The 19,158-nt window shown below is 67.9% G+C and carries 16 protein-coding genes and 1 pseudogene; 10 read left to right on the top strand and 7 right to left on the bottom strand.

The window, feature by feature from the left end:
• Positions 1-22: 22 nt before the first annotated feature.
• Positions 23-1,717, top strand: a complete 1,695-nt coding sequence (locus QHC78_RS14195) for a long-chain-fatty-acid--CoA ligase (RefSeq protein ID WP_319745593.1) — start codon at positions 23-25, stop codon at positions 1,715-1,717.
• Positions 1,718-1,804: 87 nt separating this feature from the next.
• A complete protein-coding gene (locus QHC78_RS14190) occupies positions 1,805-3,148 on the top strand; it encodes a phospholipase A (protein ID WP_413816468.1) in 1,344 nt (447 codons plus the stop codon).
• A 67-nt stretch (positions 3,149-3,215) separates the two neighbouring features.
• Here the strand turns inward: QHC78_RS14190 and QHC78_RS14185 are convergent, their stop codons facing one another.
• From QHC78_RS14185 to QHC78_RS14175, 3 genes are all read right to left on the bottom strand, one after another.
• Positions 3,216-3,575, bottom strand: a complete 360-nt coding sequence (locus QHC78_RS14185; RefSeq protein WP_319745591.1) for a cupin domain-containing protein — start codon at positions 3,573-3,575, stop codon at positions 3,216-3,218.
• A complete protein-coding gene (biuH, locus tag QHC78_RS14180; protein WP_319745589.1) occupies positions 3,572-4,276 on the bottom strand; it encodes a biuret amidohydrolase in 705 nt (234 codons plus the stop codon). Before biuH ends, QHC78_RS14185 begins: the two co-directional genes overlap by 4 nt.
• Before the next feature lie 165 nt (positions 4,277-4,441).
• A complete protein-coding gene (locus tag QHC78_RS14175) occupies positions 4,442-5,290 on the bottom strand; it encodes an inositol monophosphatase family protein (protein ID WP_413816467.1) in 849 nt (282 codons plus the stop codon).
• A 100-nt stretch (positions 5,291-5,390) separates the two neighbouring features.
• On the opposite strand from QHC78_RS14175, the gene mnmC reads away from it, so the two are divergent.
• Positions 5,391-7,271, top strand: coding sequence for a bifunctional tRNA (5-methylaminomethyl-2-thiouridine)(34)-methyltransferase MnmC2/FAD-dependent 5-carboxymethylaminomethyl-2-thiouridine(34) oxidoreductase MnmC1 (gene mnmC / locus QHC78_RS14170; RefSeq protein WP_319745586.1), 1,881 nt, complete (start codon positions 5,391-5,393; stop codon positions 7,269-7,271).
• A gap of 332 nt (positions 7,272-7,603) precedes the next feature.
• Positions 7,604-9,832 carry a glycoside hydrolase family 31 protein gene (locus QHC78_RS14165; RefSeq protein ID WP_319745584.1) on the top strand — a complete coding sequence of 743 codons (2,229 nt, stop codon included), beginning with the start codon at positions 7,604-7,606 and terminating at the stop codon, positions 9,830-9,832.
• A 42-nt stretch (positions 9,833-9,874) separates the two neighbouring features.
• On the opposite strand, the gene QHC78_RS14160 is transcribed toward QHC78_RS14165, so the two are convergent.
• Positions 9,875-10,693 carry a copper resistance protein NlpE N-terminal domain-containing protein gene (locus QHC78_RS14160; protein WP_319745582.1) on the bottom strand — a complete coding sequence of 273 codons (819 nt, stop codon included), beginning with the start codon at positions 10,691-10,693 and terminating at the stop codon, positions 9,875-9,877.
• A gap of 194 nt (positions 10,694-10,887) precedes the next feature.
• Between QHC78_RS14160 and QHC78_RS14155 the strand changes: the two genes are divergently transcribed.
• The 4 genes and pseudogenes from QHC78_RS14155 (at position 10,888) to QHC78_RS14140 (ending at position 13,639) form a co-directional block, all read left to right on the top strand.
• On the top strand, positions 10,888-11,739 hold the full coding sequence (locus QHC78_RS14155; protein WP_319745581.1) for a prepilin peptidase: 852 nt from the start codon (positions 10,888-10,890) through the stop codon (positions 11,737-11,739).
• Positions 11,733-12,401 carry a dephospho-CoA kinase gene (gene coaE / locus QHC78_RS14150; protein ID WP_319745579.1) on the top strand — a complete coding sequence of 223 codons (669 nt, stop codon included), beginning with the start codon at positions 11,733-11,735 and terminating at the stop codon, positions 12,399-12,401. The genes QHC78_RS14155 and coaE overlap by 7 nt, the downstream gene beginning before the upstream one ends.
• A 214-nt stretch (positions 12,402-12,615) precedes the next feature.
• Positions 12,616-13,371: pseudogene (gene zapD, locus QHC78_RS14145) on the top strand (cell division protein ZapD).
• Between the two features lie 52 nt (positions 13,372-13,423).
• Positions 13,424-13,639 carry a DNA gyrase inhibitor YacG gene (locus QHC78_RS14140; RefSeq protein WP_319745578.1) on the top strand — a complete coding sequence of 72 codons (216 nt, stop codon included), beginning with the start codon at positions 13,424-13,426 and terminating at the stop codon, positions 13,637-13,639.
• A gap of 31 nt (positions 13,640-13,670) precedes the next feature.
• Here the strand turns inward: QHC78_RS14140 and QHC78_RS14135 are convergent, their stop codons facing one another.
• A complete protein-coding gene (locus QHC78_RS14135) occupies positions 13,671-14,579 on the bottom strand; it encodes a LysR family transcriptional regulator (protein WP_319745577.1) in 909 nt (302 codons plus the stop codon).
• A 146-nt stretch (positions 14,580-14,725) separates the two neighbouring features.
• On the opposite strand from QHC78_RS14135, the gene QHC78_RS14130 reads away from it, so the two are divergent.
• On the top strand, positions 14,726-15,871 hold the full coding sequence (locus tag QHC78_RS14130) for an FAD-dependent monooxygenase (protein ID WP_319745575.1): 1,146 nt from the start codon (positions 14,726-14,728) through the stop codon (positions 15,869-15,871).
• A 73-nt stretch (positions 15,872-15,944) separates the two neighbouring features.
• A complete protein-coding gene (locus QHC78_RS14125; protein WP_319745573.1) occupies positions 15,945-16,910 on the top strand; it encodes a Bug family tripartite tricarboxylate transporter substrate binding protein in 966 nt (321 codons plus the stop codon).
• 40 nt (positions 16,911-16,950) lie between these two features.
• On the opposite strand, the gene QHC78_RS14120 is transcribed toward QHC78_RS14125, so the two are convergent.
• Positions 16,951-18,084, bottom strand: coding sequence for a thiamine phosphate synthase (locus QHC78_RS14120; RefSeq protein ID WP_319745572.1), 1,134 nt, complete (start codon positions 18,082-18,084; stop codon positions 16,951-16,953).
• 164 nt (positions 18,085-18,248) lie between these two features.
• Positions 18,249-19,145, bottom strand: coding sequence for an ATP-binding protein (locus QHC78_RS14115; protein WP_319745570.1), 897 nt, complete (start codon positions 19,143-19,145; stop codon positions 18,249-18,251).
• Between the last annotated feature and the right edge of the window lie 13 nt (positions 19,146-19,158).

The following is a 19,158-nucleotide window of genomic DNA, read 5'->3' as shown; positions in this document are numbered from 1 at the left end:
CAGACAGACCAGGAGACCGTCAATGGAAAGACCGTGGCTGGCGTACTACCCTCCGGGCATTCCCGCCGACATCGACCCGACGCGCTACCGGTCGCTGGTCCACCTGCTGGAGGAAGCGTTCGAGCAGTTCTCCGAGCGCCCCGCCTTCGTCTGCCTGGGGCGCACCCTCACATACCGCGAGGTCGATGCGCGTTCGCGCGAGCTGGCGGCGTGGCTGCAGTCGCTGGGGCTGGCTCGTGGTGCCCGGGTCGCGCTGATGATGCCCAACGTCCTGCAATATCCCGTCGCCATCGCGGCGGTGCTGCGGGCCGGCTATACGATCGTGAACGTCAATCCGCTCTACACTGCTCCCGAACTCGAGCACCAGCTCAAGGACAGTGGCGCCGAGGCCATCATCATCCTCGAGAATTTCGCGCACACGCTGCAAAAGGTATTGCCGGCCACCGCCGTCCGGCACGTGGTGCTGACTTCCATGGGAGACCTGCTGGGAAGCGTAAAGGGCGCGGCGGTCGATGCCGTGGTGCGCCACGTCAAGAAGCTGGTGCCGCCGTTCCAGCTGCCCGCGGCGGTGCGCTTCAAGCAAGCGCTCGCGCGTGGCGCGGGCAAGGCGCTGGACCGGCCCGAGGTCGGGCCGGACGACATTGCCTTTTTGCAGTACACCGGCGGCACCACGGGCGTGGCCAAGGGCGCAGTGCTGCTGCACCGGAACCTGGTGGCCAACGTCCTGCAGTGCGATGCCTGGCTGCTGACGGACAACGGCGGACCCGATGCCGGCGGCAGGCGCGCGCCTCACGTCTTCGTATGCGCGCTGCCGCTCTACCACATCTTCGGATTGACGGTATGCGCGCTGCTCGGCATGCGCGCGGGCGGGTTGAACGTCATGGTGCCGAATCCGCGTGACATCCCCGACCTGGTACGCACGCTTTCGCACTACCGGTTCACGCTTTTCCCCGGAGTCAACACGCTGTTCAACGCCTTGCTGAACAACGAGAAGTTCCGGTCGCTGGATTTTTCCGGCCTGCGCGTCAGCGTGGGCGGCGGGATGGCGGTCCAGAAATCGGTGGCCGATCGCTGGGTGGCCGTGACGGGCTCGCCGCTATGCGAGGGCTATGGCCTGTCCGAGACCTCGCCGGTGGCCTGCTGCACGCCCATCAACATCAAGGAGTATTCCGGTACGATAGGCATTCCGCTGCCTTCCACCGAAGCCGCCATCATGGATGACGAAGGCCGCCCGTTGCCATCCGGCGAGCGGGGCGAGATTGCCCTGCGCGGGCCGCAGGTCATGGCCGGATACTGGAACATGCCGCAGGAAACCGCGCGGGTGATGACGCCCGACGGTTTCTTCAAGACCGGCGACATCGGCATCATGGACGAGCGCGGATATATCCGCATCGTCGACCGCAAGAAGGACATGATTCTGGTGTCGGGATTCAACGTCTATCCCAACGAAATAGAAGCCGTGGTCTCGCAGCATCCCGGCGTGCTGGAGTGCGCTGCGATAGGCGTGCCCGACGAACACTCCGGCGAGGCGGTCAAGATCGTCGTCGTCAAGCGCGATCCGGCCTTGACCGAGCAGGACCTCAAGGCGTTCTGCCGCGACCGGCTGACCGGCTATAAACGGCCGCGGCACGTGGAATTCCGTGCCGAACTGCCCAAAAGCAACGTGGGCAAGATCCTGAGGCGCGAGCTGCGGGCTTCGTCGGACCAGGCCGCCTGAAGCTCGGCACGGGCTGGCGCCGCAGCGCCTACAATGGGCGCTTTGCCCGTGTGTGGGCGCAGCTCAGGAGTTCTCATGCTACGCCAGATGCCTGGCCACCGACGCAAAATCGTGCCCGCCGCCTGGCGCCGGGTGCTCTGGCCGCTTGGCGCCCTTGCATGGCTGGCCGCCGTGCCCATGCAAGCGGCCCAGGCCGGGGTGACGTTCCGGCTCGACCGGCTCCAGGCCGGCCCCGGCGAGACCGTGCGGGTCGAAGCCATGTTCTTCAACGACGGCACCGCCATGGCGACGTGGGATGCGCCGTCAGAATTGATCCTGCAATGGCGGGACGGGGCTGGCCACGTGGTACGTACCCCGGCCCGCCTGGACGGCGACCAGGCCGCCCTGCAAGTCCCCGTGGGGCAGTTTTCGCGCGCCTCGTGGTCCGCCGTCGTGCCGGCCGAAGCCCAGGGATTGCAGGCCATCGCGATCGAAGGCGAGCCCGTGCTGCTGGCGCTCGACACCACGCCGGCGGAGAAGGGCACCATCGTGGGAACGCGCGCCGTAGGGCCTATTGTCGATCCGGCGGCGCCGGCCGGCTCGGGGCTGCGGGTGCCGGACCAGAGCGTGCTGGCGGGCGTCAGCGGCCTGGCCGCGGGGCAGGCGTCGGGCAGTACCGCTACCGAGGGGCCTGCGCCCGCCGAGGCGCTGGCCAGCGACGACAGCGCCATATTGAGCCGGTTCCGCAGCGCCCTGTCGCCGTACGAGCCCGTGTATTTCAGCCTGGGCCTCCGGCCGGACCTGAACGCGCGTTTCCAGATCAGCCTGAAATTCCGCCTGTTCCAGCCCGACAATGCGCAGGAGTCCGGTTTCTTCAACAACCTCTACCTGGGCTATACCCAGACCTCGCTCTGGGACCTGGGCGGCGAGTCGGCGCCGTTCCGCGATAGCAGCTATCGGCCGGCGGTTTTCTGGCTCTCGGAACGGGCCTGGGAGTCCGCCGACCGCCGCAAGGCGCTGGGCCTGGAAAGCGGCTTCGAGCATGAATCCAACGGCCGCGAGGGCGACACGTCGCGCGCCATCAATTCGCTCTATGCCCGCCCCATGCTGAGCTACCGCTTCGACGACGGCAGTACGGTCAGCTTCGGTCCCAAGATCAAGTATTACTTGTCGCGCGAAGGCAATCCCGACATTGCCGATTACCGGGGCCACGTCGACTACCAGGTCCGCTGGGCCAAGCCCGATGGCCTGATGCTGTCGGCGCTGGCGCGCAAGGGATACGAGAAGGGGTCGGTGCAGCTGGACATGGCCTACCCGCTGCGCAAGCTCGGGCTGGGCAACCTCAACGGGTTCCTGCACGTGCAGTACTTCAATGGCTATGGCGAGACGCTGCTGGACTACAACCGGCGGGCCAGGTCGCAGCTGCGCATCGGCCTGATGATCGTGCGTTGAGCGCGGGACGCGATGCGCACGGAGCGCATCGCATCGAGCCGCCGGGCCGGCGTGCCGCGCGGCCCGGCTAGGCCGCCTCGGCGGGGTCGAGGATTTCCACCGGCCGATTCCAGATCAGCAATGCCAGGCAACCCTTGGGGCTCTGCACGCTGTGCCGCGTCCCGGGCGGGTTGACCACCAGCGTGCCGGCCGGATACACCCCGCGTTCGTCCTGCTGCTCGCCTTCCAGGACGAGGATGTGTTCGAGGCCGGGATGATGGTGCAGCGGCACCGAGGCCCCCGGTTCGTAGCGCAGGTACGCGGCGGAGGGGCCGCCGTCCGGGTCGCGATAAATCCACGCCACCCCGACGCCGGGGCGCAGCACGCCCCATTCCAGGTCTTCCGGCACGCGGCTGAGCGCATCCTTCAAGGTCAGGACCTGGTTCATCGTGCGGCCTCCGCGCGGGCGGCGAGCACCTTGAGGAAGGCCGCCGAGTCGCTGACCGCGCCGAACACGCCGCCCTGCATCTTGATCATCTTGATGGCGGCCTCGTGGTTGCCGCGGTCGGTCGCGCCGCAGCAGTCCTCGAGCAGCAGGCACTCGTAGCCGCGGTCGTTCGCTTCGCGCATGGTGGTATGCACGCATACGTCCGTGGTGATGCCGGTCAGCACGAGATTGCGTATGCCGCGCGTGCGCAGGATCAGGTCGAGGTCGGTCGCGCAGAAGGAGCCCTTGCCCGGCTTGTCGATGATGGGCTCGCCCGCCAGCGGTGCCAGCTCGGGAATGATTTCCCAGCCGGGTTCGCCGCGCACCAGGATGCGGCCGCAAGGCCCGGGGTCGCCGATGCCGGCGCCGATCTGGCGCGAGCGCCAGCGCTTGTTGGCGGGCAGGTCCGAGAGGTCCGGGCGGTGGCCTTCGCGGGTGTGGATGATATGGAAACCGGCGCCGCGCATCGCGGCCAGCAGCCGTCCGATAGGTTCGACCGGGGCGCGTGTGAGCGACAGATCGTAGCCCATCTGGTCGACGTAGCCGCCTTGGCCGCAAAAGTCCGTTTGCATGTCGATGATGATCAGCGCGGTATTTTCCGGGCGCAGATCGTTGTCGAATGGCCAGGGGTACGGGTCCGCGGATAGGAAATGCTCGCTCATGGTGCTCTCTGCTGCTTCGGATTCGTTGGTGGCTGCTCTGTCGGGCTTGCGCCGGCGTGGCGGCTGGCTTGCAGGTTAATCAGCGGCAAGCGGCATCAACAAGCAGCAAATAATGACCGCAGTGTTGCCGTAACGGCAGCACTGCGTAACGGTGCCCGTGGTTGCTCAGGATTTGAGGTTGGGGCCGATCAGCGCATGCAGGGCCCGCGCCACGTCGGGTCCGCCGGCCACGATGTCGCCGTGCTCGGGCCAGGGCGTGCGTTCGAACGGGTCGAAGGCCATGCCGCCCGCCTCGCGCACCAGCAGCGTGCCCGCGGCGATGTCCCACGGCTTGAGGCGCAGTTCCCAGTAGCCGTCGAAGCGGCCGCACGCCACCCAGGCCAGGTCCAGCGCCGCCGCGCCGTTGCGCCGGACGCCGCGCGTGCCATGCATGGCGTCGCGCAGCATGGGCAGGTAGTTTTCCGTAAAAGACATGTCGCTGTAGGGAAACCCGGTGGCGAGCAAGGCGTCGGCCAGCGTGTCGGTGCGGGAGCACTCGATGCGATGGCTGTTGAGCCAGGCGCCCACGCCGCGCACCGCGGTGAACATTTCCTCGCGGCAAGGATCGTAGATCACGCCCACGACGGGACCGGGCTCGGCTTTCGCGTTTTCGAAGGCGATGCCGCAGTCCTGCTGCGCCACCAGCGCAATCGAGACGGCATAGTGGGGGATGGCATGGACGAAATTGGTAGTGCCATCGAGCGGGTCGATGTACCAGCTTGCCGGCCCGGAAGGCGAGCCGCCCGTTTCCTCGGCCACGATGCCGAACTGCGGCGTACGGGCGCGCAGCACTTCGATGATGGCGATTTCGGCTTCGCGGTCGGCCTGCGATACCAGGTCGTTTCGCGCTTTGCGGTCGATGACCAGTTCCGAACGCTTGTGGGCATAGGCTTGGAGGACGGCCGCCCCGGCGTGGGCGGCGGTAACGGCGGCTTCCAGCGCCTTGAAGAGATCCAGCGGCGCGGTTTTTTGCATGGCGGGGGCGGCAGGGATGCTCATGTGATCAGTGTACGTCCACTTTGCTTCGGCGATAAGAGCCGGGCAGGAGCTGTTGCGCCGGCGGTATGATGCGCCGGTGTTTACGCCCCTGATTCCCTCCCTGCCGGCCTTCGGGCCGGGCGGCGTGCCCTACAGCCCGCGCTACGGCGACATCTACCATGCCGCCCAGGGCGCCATCGAGCAGGCTCGCCATGTGTTCCTCGCCGGCAATGGATTGCCCGGGCGATGGCAGGGCCGCGAGCGTTTCACCGTGTGCGAGACCGGTTTTGGCCTCGGTTTGACGTTCCTGACGCTGTGGCGCGCGTGGCGCGACGATCCGCGGCGCTGCCGGCGGCTGCACGTGGTGTCGGTCGAGGCCCATCCCTTCTCGCGTGAGCATCTTGCCGCGCTGCTGGCGGCCCAATGGCCTGCGGCGTGGCAGGACATGGCCTCGCAGTTGCTGGACCAGTGGCCGCCACTTCTGCCCGGGCTGCATCGGCTGGACCTGGACGGAGGCGCGGTTACGCTCACGCTGGCTTTCGGGCTGGCCGAGCAGATCGTGCCGCAGCTCGCGCTGGGGGCCGACGCATTCTTCCTCGATGGCTTCGACCCCGCGCGCAATCCGCAGATGTGGTCGGAGGGGCTGATGAAGGCGCTGGCCCGCCTGGCCGTGCCGGATGCCACCGCGGCCACTTGGACCAGCGCCGGCTTGGTGCGCCGCGCCCTGCAAGCCGCCGGTTTCGAGGTGGAAAAGCGCGCCGGTTTCGGCGGCAAGCGGCATATGACCGTCGCGCGCTTTGCCCCGCGTTTCGAGCGCCGCCACGCGCCTGTTGCGCCGTCGTCTTTCGCCGAACGCCACGCGGTCGTCCTGGGGGCGGGTATTGCCGGGGCGGGCGTGGCGCATGCGCTCGCCTTGCGCGGCTGGCGGGTGACAGTGCTCGATGCGGCGTGGGGCGCGCCGGCCGCGGCCCCGGGACACCTGGCGGCGGCGCTGACGCCGTTGCTGGCCAAGGACGACAGCCCGCGCGCGCGCCTGTCCCGGGCGGGCGCGTTGCGCGCCGCTTCCCGCTGGGCGCCCTGGATGGACGGCGATGTCGTGGCACGTTGCGGGACGGTGCAGCAGGCCAAGTCTGACGCGGCGGTTGACGACATGCATGCCATGCTGCAGGTGCTGGGCTTTCCCGGCGACTGGGTGCGAGCGGTGACGCGGGACGAGGCCAGCGCGCTGGCCGGATGCGCCACCGCGCGCGGCGGCGTGTTTTTTCCCGGCGGCTTGCGGGTCCGGCCGCGAAAGCTTTGCGCCGCGTTGCTCGCCTCGCCCGCGATCACGGTGCGTGCCGCCCTGGCTGCACGCCTTGGCAGCCGGCCCGCCGACGTGCCGGGCGGGCGGTGCTGGCAGGTCATGGGCCAGACGGGCGAGGTCTTGACCGAGGCCGAAGTCGTCGTGGTGGCCACGGCTTCCGACGCGCCCCGCCTGCTGGCGGCCAGCGGTTTCCCGGCCCGATCCCCCGCGCGCTTTTTCGAGCAGAAAGCCATCGCCGGCCAGATCACCCTGCTACCTGCGCCGCTGGCCGGCGAGCCTCGCTGCGTGGTGGCTGGGGACGGCTACGTATTGCCGCCAGTCGACGGCTGGTGCGTGGCGGGCAGCACCTACGTCCATGACGCCGCCCAGGCCATGCCGACCGCGGAGGGCCACGCGGTCAACCTCGGCAAGGTCGCGCGCCTGCTGCCCGGTTTCGCGCCGTCCCTACCCGATCCCGCCGGGTTGACGGGCTGGGCCGGCTGGCGCGCCGTACTGCCCGGCCGGTTGCCGGTCATCGCCGAATTGCCGGGTGCGGCGGGGCTCTGGGTCGCCTCCGGCTATGCCTCGCGGGGGCTGAGCTGGTCTGCGCTGGCGGGCGATTCCATCGGCGCGAGCCTGGAGGGAGAGCCGCAAATTCTGGAGCGAGATCTAGTGCGGACGGTGGGTTGGCGCTGAATACGGCGCGAATCGTGGGAAAATAGCGGTATCAACAGCAAAAAACAATTTGCCAGGGGCGGCGTCCGGGGTGTCCGCGCCATTACGCCCGCCTCCTGAAAACCCCGGTATCCCCCGGATCCGGCGTGCCCGGCCCGCCTGCGCCGCCCTCCGAGGACGTGCGGCGCCAGGAGAAGCGGTTTATTTGCCTCCGCGAATCCGTCAAAATAGAGGTTTTGGCGAAAAAGTGCGGCATTGCGCAGCATTTGGGGCAAAGAGCGGGGCAGCAACCAGTGTCTCCGGGGTTGCGTCTTTGTTATTGCCAATCTGTCGAAAGCGATCGAGGGAAACCTGTGCCACTTCAATTCGACTCCTCCCGCTACCAGCGTCTGGAATCCCTGTCCATGAACACGTCCAACCCGGTCAGCATCCGTTTCACCACGGACCAGGCCCAGGCCCTGCTGGTCGAGGCCGCTGCGCCGGGGGTGTTCAGGCTCAGCATAGGTACGCCCGAAGCGACCGGCAAGCCTGCTTCCGGCTCCGCTAGCCGTGCCGCGGCGCTGCACGAGCTGCTGGCGCGGACCGAAGCCATCGGCGAGGCAACGGTCGAGCAGGTCGAGCTGGACGGCGGCCCGGGCTTTCGCATCGTCCAGGGCGACAACGCCCTCGAGATCGGCACCCAGCCGCTGCGGCTGGCCCTGTACCGGAAGGGCCAGAAGGTGCTGGCCTCGTCCGGAGACGAAGACCTCTTTGCGTTCGGGACCGAGGACGCCGCGGCGCCCAAGTCCTGGACCCTGGCCTTCGATCTCGACCCTGCCGAGGGCGTCTATGGCCTGGGCGAGAGCAAGATCATGCTGGATCGGCGGGCAGAACGCGTGACCTCCGACGAGCCCGATTCGCGCGCGCTGCCGCTGGCCTGGAGCCCGCGCGGCTGGGGCCTCTACATCAATACGGTCGGATCGGTGGTGCACGACATCGCGCTCGAGGAATTCGCGCCCGACAGCTACGTGCTCACGATCGACGACTCCCAGCTCGATCTGTTCCTGTTCGTCGGCGAACCCGCCGAAATCCTCAACCAGTACACGCAGCTCACCGGCCGCGCCGGCCAGCCCACGCTGTGGAGCATGGGGACCTGGCTGCACCAGGCTGCCAATACCGGTGCCGACCAGCTGGCCGAGGCCGCCCGCGAAATGCGCAACCGCGGCGTGCCGTTCGACGCCGTTTCGTTCCAGCCCCCGGCGGCCTGGGAAATCCGCGGCAAGCTCAATCTCGAATGGGATGCCGAGCGCTTTGCCGACCCGCGTCATATCCTGGGCGAATTCAAGGCGCTGGACCTGAAGGTCTGCACCCCCGGCTTTCCGGGCGTGCCCAGGCAGAGCCCCATGTTCGACGAACTCGAGGACAAGGGCTGGCTGCTGACCGACGAATCCGGCAGCGCGCATGTCTTCGACGGCGTGCCGGCCACCGCGGGCGCGGCCTTCGGGCTTTTGGACCTGACGCACCGCGACGTATGGACTTTCTGGCGCGACAAAGTGCGCCAGATGATGGACGAAGGCGTGGACGCCGTATCGTGCGACGTCCAGCTCGACATCCCCGATACGGTCAGCGCCCGCAACGGCGACGCCGGCGCGCGGCTGCGCTCGGTCTACCCCATGCTGGCCAAGCGTTGCCTGTTCGAGGCCGCGGCCTGGAACAAGACGCCGCCCGAAGGCGTGGTCTGGAGCCGGGACCTGTTCCCCACCGCCCAGCGCCTGCCCATGCACGCTTCCACGCCGGTGCCCAATACCTGGGAAGGTCTGGCCGAGTCCTTGCGCGCGGCGCTCACGACCGGCGCCAGCGGCGTGCCGGGCCATGCCCACGACATCGGCTCGCCCGACCATCCGCTGGACACGATGACCCCCGAGTTGTACCTGCGCTGGCTGGCCGCCGGGGTATTCAGCTCCAACCTGCGCTTTCACGCGGTACCGGGCCTGCTGCCCTGGGACTTCGGCGAAGAAACCTTCCAGCATGCGCAGACGCTGATGCAATGGCGCTATCGGCTCATTCCCTATGTGCTCGGCGTCATCGAGGACGCGGCCCGGACCGGGTTGCCGGTCCAGCGCTCGATGGCCTTGTCCTTCCCCGACGATCCCGAAGCCCATGCCTACGAGCTGCAGTACCTGCTGGGTCCCGCGCTGCTGGTCGTACCGGCGGTGCAGCCGGGCAAGCAGATCCGCGTCTACCTGCCCAAGGGCGAGGCCTGGTGGGACCTGAGCACCGGCTGGCGCTACGAAGGCGGCACGACATGGACGTTCGAGTGCGGGCTGGACCGCCTGCCGGTCTTCGGCCGCGAAGGCCACATGCTGTGCCTGGGACCGGCCGCGCACCATACCGGCGAGTTCAACTCCGCGCGGCTGCTCGACGAAGTCTGGCTGTTCGGCATGCCCATGCACAACCCCAGTGTCATGCGCAACAAGATCCGCGTCATGCAGATGCAGGGGTCGAGCTATGCCAAGGGCCTCGAAGGCTTGAAGATCCTGCCGTCCGAAGGGTTGGAAGTGAAGCGGCGCGGCGCCGAAGTCCGGATCTCGCGCGCACGCTGAGGCCGCATGCGGCAGGGCGCGGCGCTTGCCGCGCCCTGCGCGTCAATCGTCGCAGGGGCTGTCCAGCGTGCCGCGGGTCAGCCGCTCGACTTGCACGGATTCGCGCGGCGGTTCACCGCTACGCACGATCCGTCCTTCTATCCACATCAACACCGGCGTGCCGGGCGCGACGCGAAGCTTGGAGTAGGCGTTCGCCAATGCCTGGCCTTGGCCGCCGGGGGCGACGGGGTAGCGCTTGCCCGTGCTGCAAATGGCGATCGTGGACTCGCCGTCTTTCGACACCACCCGGCCGCGCATCGGGAACGGTTCGCTGATCCAGTCCAGTTCGAATTGCTGGGTCAGCGCATAGTTCAGCGCAGACTGGATAGGTTCGCCGTTCTGATCCAGCATGCGCAGGGTCGTTCCCGAGACAAATTCATAGAGCCCGCCCTCGTTGCGGTCACCGATGAGGCGGATCCGGTCGGGCGAGTCGACCAGGCGTTCCCAGCGGCCGGTGGAGACGAAGGTCATGTCCTTGTTCTGCCGCGTACCGAAATACACGCGGCGCATGCGCCAGGTCCAGTCGGGCAGCAGCGTGAGGGTAATGCGCTGGCCTTCGCAGTCGGCGCAAGGGATCACGCCGCGGAACGTCATGGGTTGGCTGATGGGCGCGCCGCGGTCCGCGATGGGCCGTTCGACCTGGCCTGGCGTCACGCCCGGAGGCAGCGGCACTGCGGCGTCGGCGGCGGGCGAGGTGCTCGCGCGGTCACGGTCCGGCAGGGGAATGGCGCACGCACCCAGCCCGGCTGCGACGACCAGCGCAGCGGCCAGGGAAGCGAAGCGGGAAGGAAAGGGGAGGGAAGGAACGGGCGGGTTGGTCATGACGGCTCCGGCTCTTGAGGTTTACCGCAAGTCTACCCGGTTCCGGTTGCTGCCGTGCAGGCGTCCGGCGCGGCTTCGTCCCTGGATGGAGGCTGCAGCGCCGCTGACATTTCCTGCATAGCGCCACGCGGGCAAAGCGCCGTCCGGTTAAGCTTGCGGGGGGCCGCCGCGGGCGGCGACTTCGTGATTTTTCTATGTCATTCGTGCAGATACTCGCCGCCACGCCGTGGCTGGCTTATGCGTCGGCCACCGTGCTGGGGCTCGTGGTGGGCAGCTTTCTCAATGTCGTGATCGTTCGCCTGCCCCGGATGATGCACCGCGCATGGCAGGCCCAGTGCGCCGAACTGCAGGGCCAGAGCGCCCCGGCAGAACGGTTCGACCTGGCGCGGCCGGGCTCGCACTGCCCCGCCTGCAACCAGGCCATTGCCTGGCATCACAACATTCCCGTGGTCAGCTGGCTCGCGCTGCGCGGCAAGTGCGCCTATTGCGGCGCCCCGATATCGTGGCAATACCCCGCCGTGGAACTCGCCACGGCGGCGCTGTTCGCGGCTTGCGTGGCGGTGCTCGGCGTGTCGTGGGCCGCGGCGGCGGCCATGGCGTTCTGCGCCGTGTGCTTGTCGCTGGCGGTCATCGACGCGCAGACCTCCTTGCTGCCGGACGACCTGACCCTGCCCTTGCTTTGGGGCGGCCTGTTCGTGAATCTCTGGGGTATGTTCGTGCCGCTGCACCATGCGGTGATAGGCGCGATGGCGGGATACGGCGTGCTCTGGTCCGTGTACTGGATCTTCCGGCTGCTGACCGGCAAAGAAGGCATGGGCTACGGCGACTTCAAGCTGCTGGCCGCCATCGGCGCCTGGCTGGGATGGCAAAGCCTGCCGCTGGTCATGGTCGCGGCCTCGCTGGTGGGGGTAGCCGTGGCCGGGGCACTGATGATCGCCGGCCGGGTGCGGCGCGACCAGCCGCTGCCTTTCGGGCCGTACCTCGCCGCGGCCGGTATCGTCGCGCTGCTCGCCGGCGACTTATGGGCTAAGCTTTTCGCATGGTGACCACAGGCAATACCCATGATGCCCGGCCCCTGCGCATCGGGCTGACCGGCGGCATCGGTTCCGGCAAGACAGCGGTGGCCGACCTGTTGGCGGCGCAGGGCGCGGCGATCATCGATACCGATCGCATCGCCCACACGCTGACGGCGCCGGGCGGCCTGGCCATCGAGCCGCTGCGGCGGGAATTCGGCCCTGCCATGATCGGTCCCGACGGAGCCATGGACCGCGCCAGCATGCGCGAACTGGTGTTTGCGGATCCGGGCGCCAAGGCGCGGCTCGAGGCCTTGATCCATCCTCTCATCGGCCAGGAAGTCGAACGTGAGGCGCGCGAACGCACGGGCGTCTACCAGGTCTTCGTCGTGCCGCTGCTGGTGGAATCCGGACGCTGGCGCGAACGCGTGCACCGCATCTGCGTGGTCGATTGCGACGAAGCCACCCAGGTCGCGCGCGTGCAGCGCCGCAGCGGCCTGGCACCCGAAATGGTCGCCCGCATCATGAATGCCCAGGCCAGCCGCGCCGAGCGCCTGGCCGTGGCCGACGACATCATCCTGAACGATGGCGCCACGACGCCCGAGCAACTGGCCGAGCGCACGCTGGCCCAGCACCGCGCCTGGCTGCAATGGCTCGACACCCCGTCCGCGGCGCGGCCCGTTGCGCGACCGTAGCGACGGTTGCGTCACATCTCGAAACCTTATTGAAGAGTTCCCTCGGTCAAAGTATCGGGTGTGGCTCCTGGGCGCTTGTATCCAGGTCCCGTCCCTACAATGGAGGTATTCCGAGGTGGCCCGCGCAAGGGCCGTTCGGAAGTGGAAGGGCGGAGTCGCCCTCTCCTGGTTGTACAGGTATATTTCTACGAAATTCCGATTCCGGACGGTCTACGTGGTTCTTTACGAATACCCATTCAACGAGCGCGTCCGCACGCTGCTGCGTCTGGAAAGCCTCTTCGATAACTTATTCTTTTTCGTGCGGCAATCCGATGCTCGCGGGCATCACGTCGCATTGACCACGCTGTTCGAAATCCTCGACGTCTCGGCGCGGGCCGACCTGAAGTCCGATCTTCTGCAGGACCTGGAACGTTATCGGCAGTCCCTCAATTCGCTGCGCGACCATCCCAGCGTGGACCGGCAGACCCTCGACACCATGTTGTCGAGCATCGAACAGGCTGCCACCTCGCTCGTGGCGCAGGGCAAGACCGGGCAGCCGTTGCGGCAGAACGAATGACTCACCAGCATACGCAGCCGTCTCGCCATTCCGGGCGGCGCGTGCGAGTTCGACGTTCCCTCTTATCACGCATGGAAGCACAAGCCGGCCGACCAGCGTATCCAGGACCTGGCGCAGTGGGTCGAGCCCTTCCTGCCCATCCGCGACGGCCTGGCCATCGTCCTCAAGATGCTGCGCGAATCGGGCCGGCAAGAGCCGGTGCTGGCCGAAGGGGGCGTCTTCCAGCAGATGCTGGGCGGCAAGGCCTACCAGCTGCTGCGCATACGCGTGGACGAAACGCTGGGCGTGTTTCCGGAAGTCAGCGCCAACAAGTACATGGTGTCGGCCCGCTTCTTCTCCCAGGGCGGCGACTTGAAGCCGCAGGCTGTGTCGCGGGACGTCCCGTTCCAGTTGACGCTGTGCAATAGCCTATAGCCGCCCTGCGGCTGCGCCGCGATAGACGGGCGCGTGCCGCTAAAATGCCGTCATGGTCAAGAAAGTCAAATGCCCCACCTGCTCCAAGCCGTCGCCTTGGAGCACCGACAACCCCTGGCGCCCGTTCTGCTCGGAGCGTTGCCGCCAGATCGACCTCGGCGCGTGGGCAGCCGAAAAATTCGCCATCCCGGGCGCGCCGCTGGAAACCGACGATCTGTCGGACGACGCCGGTGGCCGCACGTTTCCTCCCCCGAAGTCCGTGAACTGAGGCAGCCGCGGGCTGGCCGGCGGGAGGGCTTCTAGGCGTTCGCCAGCAGCGCCCGGATGTCCAGTGAACGCAGCAATTTCATGGTTTCCCGCGTCAGGCGGGTGAGCGGCTGCAGCCGGGCGGTGCACATGATCAGGTTGTTGTACATGGCGGGGGAGTGGACACGCGCCGAGGCCAGCGTGCCTGCGCGCAATTGCGGCCCGATCGCGCTGCGCGACAGCAGCGCGTAGCCTTCGCCGCTTTCGGCCAAGGCCACCATCGTATGGACCGCATTGACCTCGGCGACGATGTTCAGCGGAACGCCCCGCCGCCGGCAGGTCGCATCGACGACCGCGCGTATGGTGTTGGGCTGGCAGGGCAGGATCAGTGGATAGTCCGTCAACGCATCGACCGGCAGCGATTCCGGCAACCGTTCCCCGGGCCCGGGCAGGCATCCCACCAATAGCAATTCTTCCTGCAAGACCGGTTCGTAGTCCAGGGTTTCGCCGGGCGCCGGATCGTAGAGCAGCGCGATGTCGACACGGCCTTCATGCAGCCATTCGCGCAGGCTGACGCTCAGGCCCTCCGTTACCGTCAGCGCGGCGCCGGGCAGGCGTTCGCGGAACCCCCGCACCAGCCGCGGTGCCAGCAAGTGCGCGATCCGCGGCGGCAGCCCGACGACGATCCTGCCGCGCGGCACCGCCTTGAGATCGTGGATTTCCTGCCGCGCCAGCGCCAGCCGTTCCAGGACCACGCGGGCATGCTCGAGCAGGCGCTCGCCAGCCTCGGTCGGCCGCACGCCCCGGCCGTTACGGTAGAGCAGGTGCTCGTGCAGCTCGACCTCCAGCAGCCGGATCTGCCGGCTCAGGGAAGGCTGCGTCATCTCGAGCACCATGGCAGCCCGGGTGAAGCTGCCGGCGTCCACCACCTGCACGAAATATTCCAGCTGCTTGATATCCATCGGTATTCCGCATGTATAGAGGAGTTCTATAGCTGATAGTGCTGATCTGCAATTTACTCGATATGAGCCTCCGCGAATAATGTGCGCCTCCGCGGCTAGACGCGCTGCCCAGCGGCGCCTGGCCGTGGCGGATACTGGAGGAATTCATGAAGAGTTTGGAGTTGCCGATAGCCATCATCGGTGCCGGAATCGGCGGCCTGGCGGCCGCCGTCGCATTGCGCGCCCAGGGTATGAACGTGCACATCTACGAGCAGGCGCGGCAGTTCGCGCGCATCGGTGCCGGCATCCAGATGACGCCCAATGCCATGCGGGTGCTGAGCGGGCTGGGCCTGCAGTCGCGCCTGGAAGAAATCGCATTCGCCCCGGAGTCGTCGTTGAACCGGACCCACGACACGGGCGAGGTGACCAACGAATTTCCGCTGGCCGGTGCCGTGCTGGAGCGGTACGGCATGCCTTTCCTGGCCATGCACCGGGGTGACCTGCATGCCTCGCTGGCCAGCCTGGTGCCGCAGGAGCACATCTCGCTCGGAAAGAAACTGGTACATCTCGAGGATGAGGGCGAGGCGGTCCTGCTTCGCTTCGAAGACGGATCGCAGGTCCGCGCCGGGGCCGTCATCGGCGCCGACGGCGTGCACTCGCAAGTTCGCGAACTGCTGCTGGGCGAGGAAAAGCCCCGCTTCACCGGGCGTGTCGCCTACCGGACCACCTTTCCCGCCAGCCGGCTCGGGTCGCTGGACATCGGCCAGTCGCGCACGAAATGGTGGGGGCCGGACCGCCACATCGTCATCTATTACGTCACCCGCCGCTGCGACGAAGTGTATTTCGTCACCAGCCAGCCCGAGGACGCCGGCTGGCTCACGCCCGAATCCTGGTCGGCCAAGGGCGACCTCAACGTGCTGCGGGAAGCCTATGCGGATTTCCACCCCGACGTCAGGGCCGTGCTGGCCGCGTGTCCCGACGTGCACAAGTGGGCCATCTTCCAGCGCGATCCGCTGCCCAGCTGGGGCCGCGGCAACATCGTCCTGATGGGCGACGCCTGCCATCCCATGACGCCCTACATGGCCCAGGGCGCGGCGATGGCCCTGGAGGACGCCGTGGTGCTGGCGCGCTGCGTTGCCGAACATGCCGACCCGGACGCCGCCTTCCGCGCGTTCGAGCGCGTGCGCAAGCCCCGCACATCCGCCGTGCAGGCCGGCTCGAGCGCCAACAACTGGATGCGCCAATCGACGAATCCCGACTGGGTCTACGGGTATGACGCGTGGCAGGTCTCGCTGGACGAGCCCGCCCAATGACCTTCCTCCGGCGGGCCGGGCGCGGGGCCGCCTCGCGCAAGCCCGGCCGGGATCCGAAAGAAAAGGAGACAGCATGAAAACGCGCATCAAGATTACCGCCGGCGCCGTGGCTTCGGCGCTGGCCCTGGGAGCGGCGGCGGCCAACGCCGCGTATCCCGAGCGGCCGATCCGGCTCGTCGTGCCCCACGGGCCGGGCGGGGTGGCCGACACCGTGTCCCGCATCTTCGCCGATGCGCTGGCGCAAGAGCTCAAGCAGCCGGTGATCGTCGAGAACAAGGCCGGCGCCAGCACGATGATAGGCGCCGACAACGTCGCCAAGGCGGCGCCGGATGGCTATACGCTGCTGATGGCGTCGGTCACCACCTTGTCGATCAATCCCTTCCTCTACCCCAACATCACCTACGATCCCAAGCGTGACTTCACGCCGGTGTCCATGGTGGCCGCGCTGCCGTTCTACCTGATGGCCAGTCCGACACTGGGCGTCAAGAACGTCAAGGACCTGGTCGCCTTGGCCAAATCCCGGCCCGGGCAGCTGAATTACTCGTCGCCCGGCGCCGGTACTTCGCCGCACCTGGTGGGCGCCCTGTTTGCGTCCATGACCGGCATAGACGCCATTCACGTGCCCTACAAGTCCACCGCGGCAGCCGAAGTGGATCTGAACGCCGGCCGCGTCCACTTCGCTTTCACCGGTTCGGGCATGGCGCCTATCCGGTCCGGGCGGGTGGTGGGCCTGGGCGTGACGAGCGACGAGCGGGTGGCTTCCATGCCGGACCTCCCCACCCTGCAGGAGCAGGGCCTGGCGCTCGATGCCACGGTATGGAACGGCGTGGTGGTTCCCGCCGGTACGCCGCCCGAGGTCGTCAATAAACTGGCTGCCGCGCTGGCCAAGATCGCGAAGTCGCCCGCGATCAAGGAGAAGGTCCAGTCCCACGGCGGCATCGCGGTCGGCAACACGCCGGAGGAGTTCGAGCGCTTGATCGACACCGAGGCGCAGCGGTGGGAGAAAGTGATCAAGGAGGCCAGCATCACGGTGCAGTGATGCGGAAGAGGGGGCGCGGCCGCCGCGGCGCACTCCGGCTTCAATCGCCCCAGAAGGCGCCGATGCCCGCTATGCCGTGGGCGCCATGGGCGATCGCCGCCGTGCGCGTTTCGGGCGATTGTCCGCCCAGCGCGAACACCGGCAGGCCGGCATGGAGCGCGAGCGCGGAGAACGCATCCCAGCCCATGCCCGGCTGCCCCGGGTGCGAGGCCGTTGGGAGTACCGGCCCGAGAACCGCGAAATCCGCATCCAGCCGCCGCGCCCGCTCGAGTTCCGCGGCGTCATGGGCTGAGACCCCCAACCGGGCGCCGGGCGGCAGTTCGGGCCGCCCCTCCGGAATATCGGCCGCACGCAGGTGCAGGCCGTCGGCATCGGCGAGCCAATCGGCCGGATGCACGCTGTTCAGCAGCACTTGCGCGCCGGCGGCGCGGGCACGCGCCACCACCTTTTGCAACACGCCCCGCAGCGCCTCGTCGGCCGGACCGCCGGGCCAGCCCGGCTCGCGGAATTGGATCAATTGCAAGCCCGAGGCGAGCGCGGCATCGAGCCGCCGCAGGAACGGTTCTACGTTGCCGGGCGCGCCGATGTTCGTAATCGCATAGGTGCCTGGCACATGCAGCCAGCGCAGCGGCGGCAGGGTCGCCGGAAGGACAGGGCCGATGCCGGGGTCCAGCGCCAGCCCCAACGCATCCTCCGGCGCCTGTGCACGTGCCTGGGCCGCCTCGAGGTCGACCGGCTGCTCGCCGCGGGCAATGCGCGCTTCCAGCGCCGCCACCCGTTGCTCCCGATCCCGGCGCGCGGCATCCACCTCGGCCGCGCTGGCGGTGCGGACCCGCGCCCACTGCAGCGCCTGCGATTCCAGTCCGCGCGGCTCGCCTTCCCAGCGCGTTACCCGGCAGAAGTAAAGCCTGACCGTTGCATGGGAATACGCATGGACATGCGTGACCCAGGTCGACGACTCCCGCACCGTCACGCCCAGTTCCTCGTGCAGCTCCCGCGCCAGCGCCTCCAGCACCGTTTCCCCCGGCTCCAGCTTGCCGCCCGGCAACTCCCACCACCCCGCATAAGCCTTGCCCGCCGGCCGCTGCCCCAGCAACAGCCGCCCGTCCCGCTGGAGCATCACCCCCACCGCGACATCCACCACCTTCCCCGCAGCGCTACCGTTCGTACTCACCAGATGACTTCCTCAATATCCACGATCAGAACCCCCCGGGGACTGCCCTAAGGCGGGGCCCAAATCTAGCACCCCCGCCCCAAGCCAAGATGCCCTTTCCCGACCCAGGATGCGGTGGATCCGGCTCCGCCGGTCCACCCGCATCGCCCCCTGGGGGGCGCGCGTCAGCGCGTAGGGGGGGGACTATTCCTCCCCGCCCAGTCCTTGGCGAACTGCCAGGCCACCCGCCCCGAACGCGAACCCCGTTCCAGCGTCCACTGCAGCGCCTCGGTGCGCGCCTGGGCGATGGACTCCTCGCTGCAGCCGAGCTCGCGCAGCCAATGCGCGACGATGTCCAGGTAGTCATCCTGCTTGAAGGGATAGAACGACAGCCACAGCCCGAAACGCTCGGACAGCGATATCTTTTCTTCTACCGTTTCGCCGGGATGGATCTCGCCGTCGCTCTGGTGCTTGGCCTCGAGGTTCTCGTGCATGTACTCCGGCATCAAGTGGCGCCGGTTGGAGGTGGCGTAGATCAGCACGTTCTTGGTCGAGGCGGCGATGGAGCCGTCCAGCACGGACTTGAGCGCCTTGTAGCCGGCTTCGCCTTCCTCGAAGGAAAGGTCGTCGCAGAAGATGATGAAGCGCTCGGGCCGCTCGGCCACCGCTTCCACGATTTCCTGCAGGTCGCCCAGGTCGCTCTTGTCGACCTCGATCAGGCGCAGGCCGCGTTCGCCGTAGGCCGCCAGCATGGCCTTGACCAGCGAGCTCTTGCCGGTCCCGCGCGCGCCTGTCATCAGGACGTTGTTGGCGGGCTTGCCTTCCAGGAACTGGATGGTGTTGCGGTCGATGACGCCTTTCTGGCGGTCGATGTGCTGCAGGTCGTCCAGCGCGATCGTGGCCACGTGCCGCACGGGTTCCAGCCAGCCGCGCGAACCGCGCTTGCGCCAGCGGAAGGCGTGCGAGGACCAGTCTACCGGGGGCGGCGCGGGCGGCAGCCAGGCCTCGAGCTGGGCCAGCACGCGTTCGGCCCGCTGCAGGAAGGACGCGAGATCGACCTGGGACGGCGTTTGGTTGGGCACGGCTGTTGTTCTC

This window comes from Pigmentiphaga sp., from assembly GCF_033795525.1.
In the GTDB taxonomy this organism is placed as follows: Bacteria; Pseudomonadota; Gammaproteobacteria; order Burkholderiales; family Burkholderiaceae_B; genus Pigmentiphaga.
Note: the sequence above shows the minus strand (reverse complement) of the source record. Positions and strands in the feature narration are given on the sequence as shown.

Excerpts from the sequence above, each read along its gene's own strand:
- QHC78_RS14125 (WP_319745573.1), top strand. The coding sequence starts at position 15,945 with ATGAAAACGCGCATCAAGATTACCGCCGGCGCCGTGGCTTCGGCGCTG.
- QHC78_RS14175 (WP_413816467.1), bottom strand. The coding sequence starts at position 5,290 with ATGCAAAAAACCGCGCCGCTGGATCTCTTCAAGGCGCTGGAAGCCGCC.
- QHC78_RS14185 (WP_319745591.1), bottom strand. The coding sequence starts at position 3,575 with ATGAACCAGGTCCTGACCTTGAAGGATGCGCTCAGCCGCGTGCCGGAA.
- QHC78_RS14155 (WP_319745581.1), top strand. The coding sequence starts at position 10,888 with ATGTCATTCGTGCAGATACTCGCCGCCACGCCGTGGCTGGCTTATGCG.
- QHC78_RS14135 (WP_319745577.1), bottom strand. The coding sequence starts at position 14,579 with ATGGATATCAAGCAGCTGGAATATTTCGTGCAGGTGGTGGACGCCGGC.
- QHC78_RS14130 (WP_319745575.1), top strand. The coding sequence starts at position 14,726 with ATGAAGAGTTTGGAGTTGCCGATAGCCATCATCGGTGCCGGAATCGGC.
- QHC78_RS14195 (WP_319745593.1), top strand. The coding sequence starts at position 23 with ATGGAAAGACCGTGGCTGGCGTACTACCCTCCGGGCATTCCCGCCGAC.
- QHC78_RS14190 (WP_413816468.1), top strand. The coding sequence starts at position 1,805 with ATGCCTGGCCACCGACGCAAAATCGTGCCCGCCGCCTGGCGCCGGGTG.
- QHC78_RS14140 (WP_319745578.1), top strand. The coding sequence starts at position 13,424 with ATGGTCAAGAAAGTCAAATGCCCCACCTGCTCCAAGCCGTCGCCTTGG.
- coaE (WP_319745579.1), top strand. The coding sequence starts at position 11,733 with ATGGTGACCACAGGCAATACCCATGATGCCCGGCCCCTGCGCATCGGG.
- QHC78_RS14160 (WP_319745582.1), bottom strand. The coding sequence starts at position 10,693 with ATGACCAACCCGCCCGTTCCTTCCCTCCCCTTTCCTTCCCGCTTCGCT.
- biuH (WP_319745589.1), bottom strand. The coding sequence starts at position 4,276 with ATGAGCGAGCATTTCCTATCCGCGGACCCGTACCCCTGGCCATTCGAC.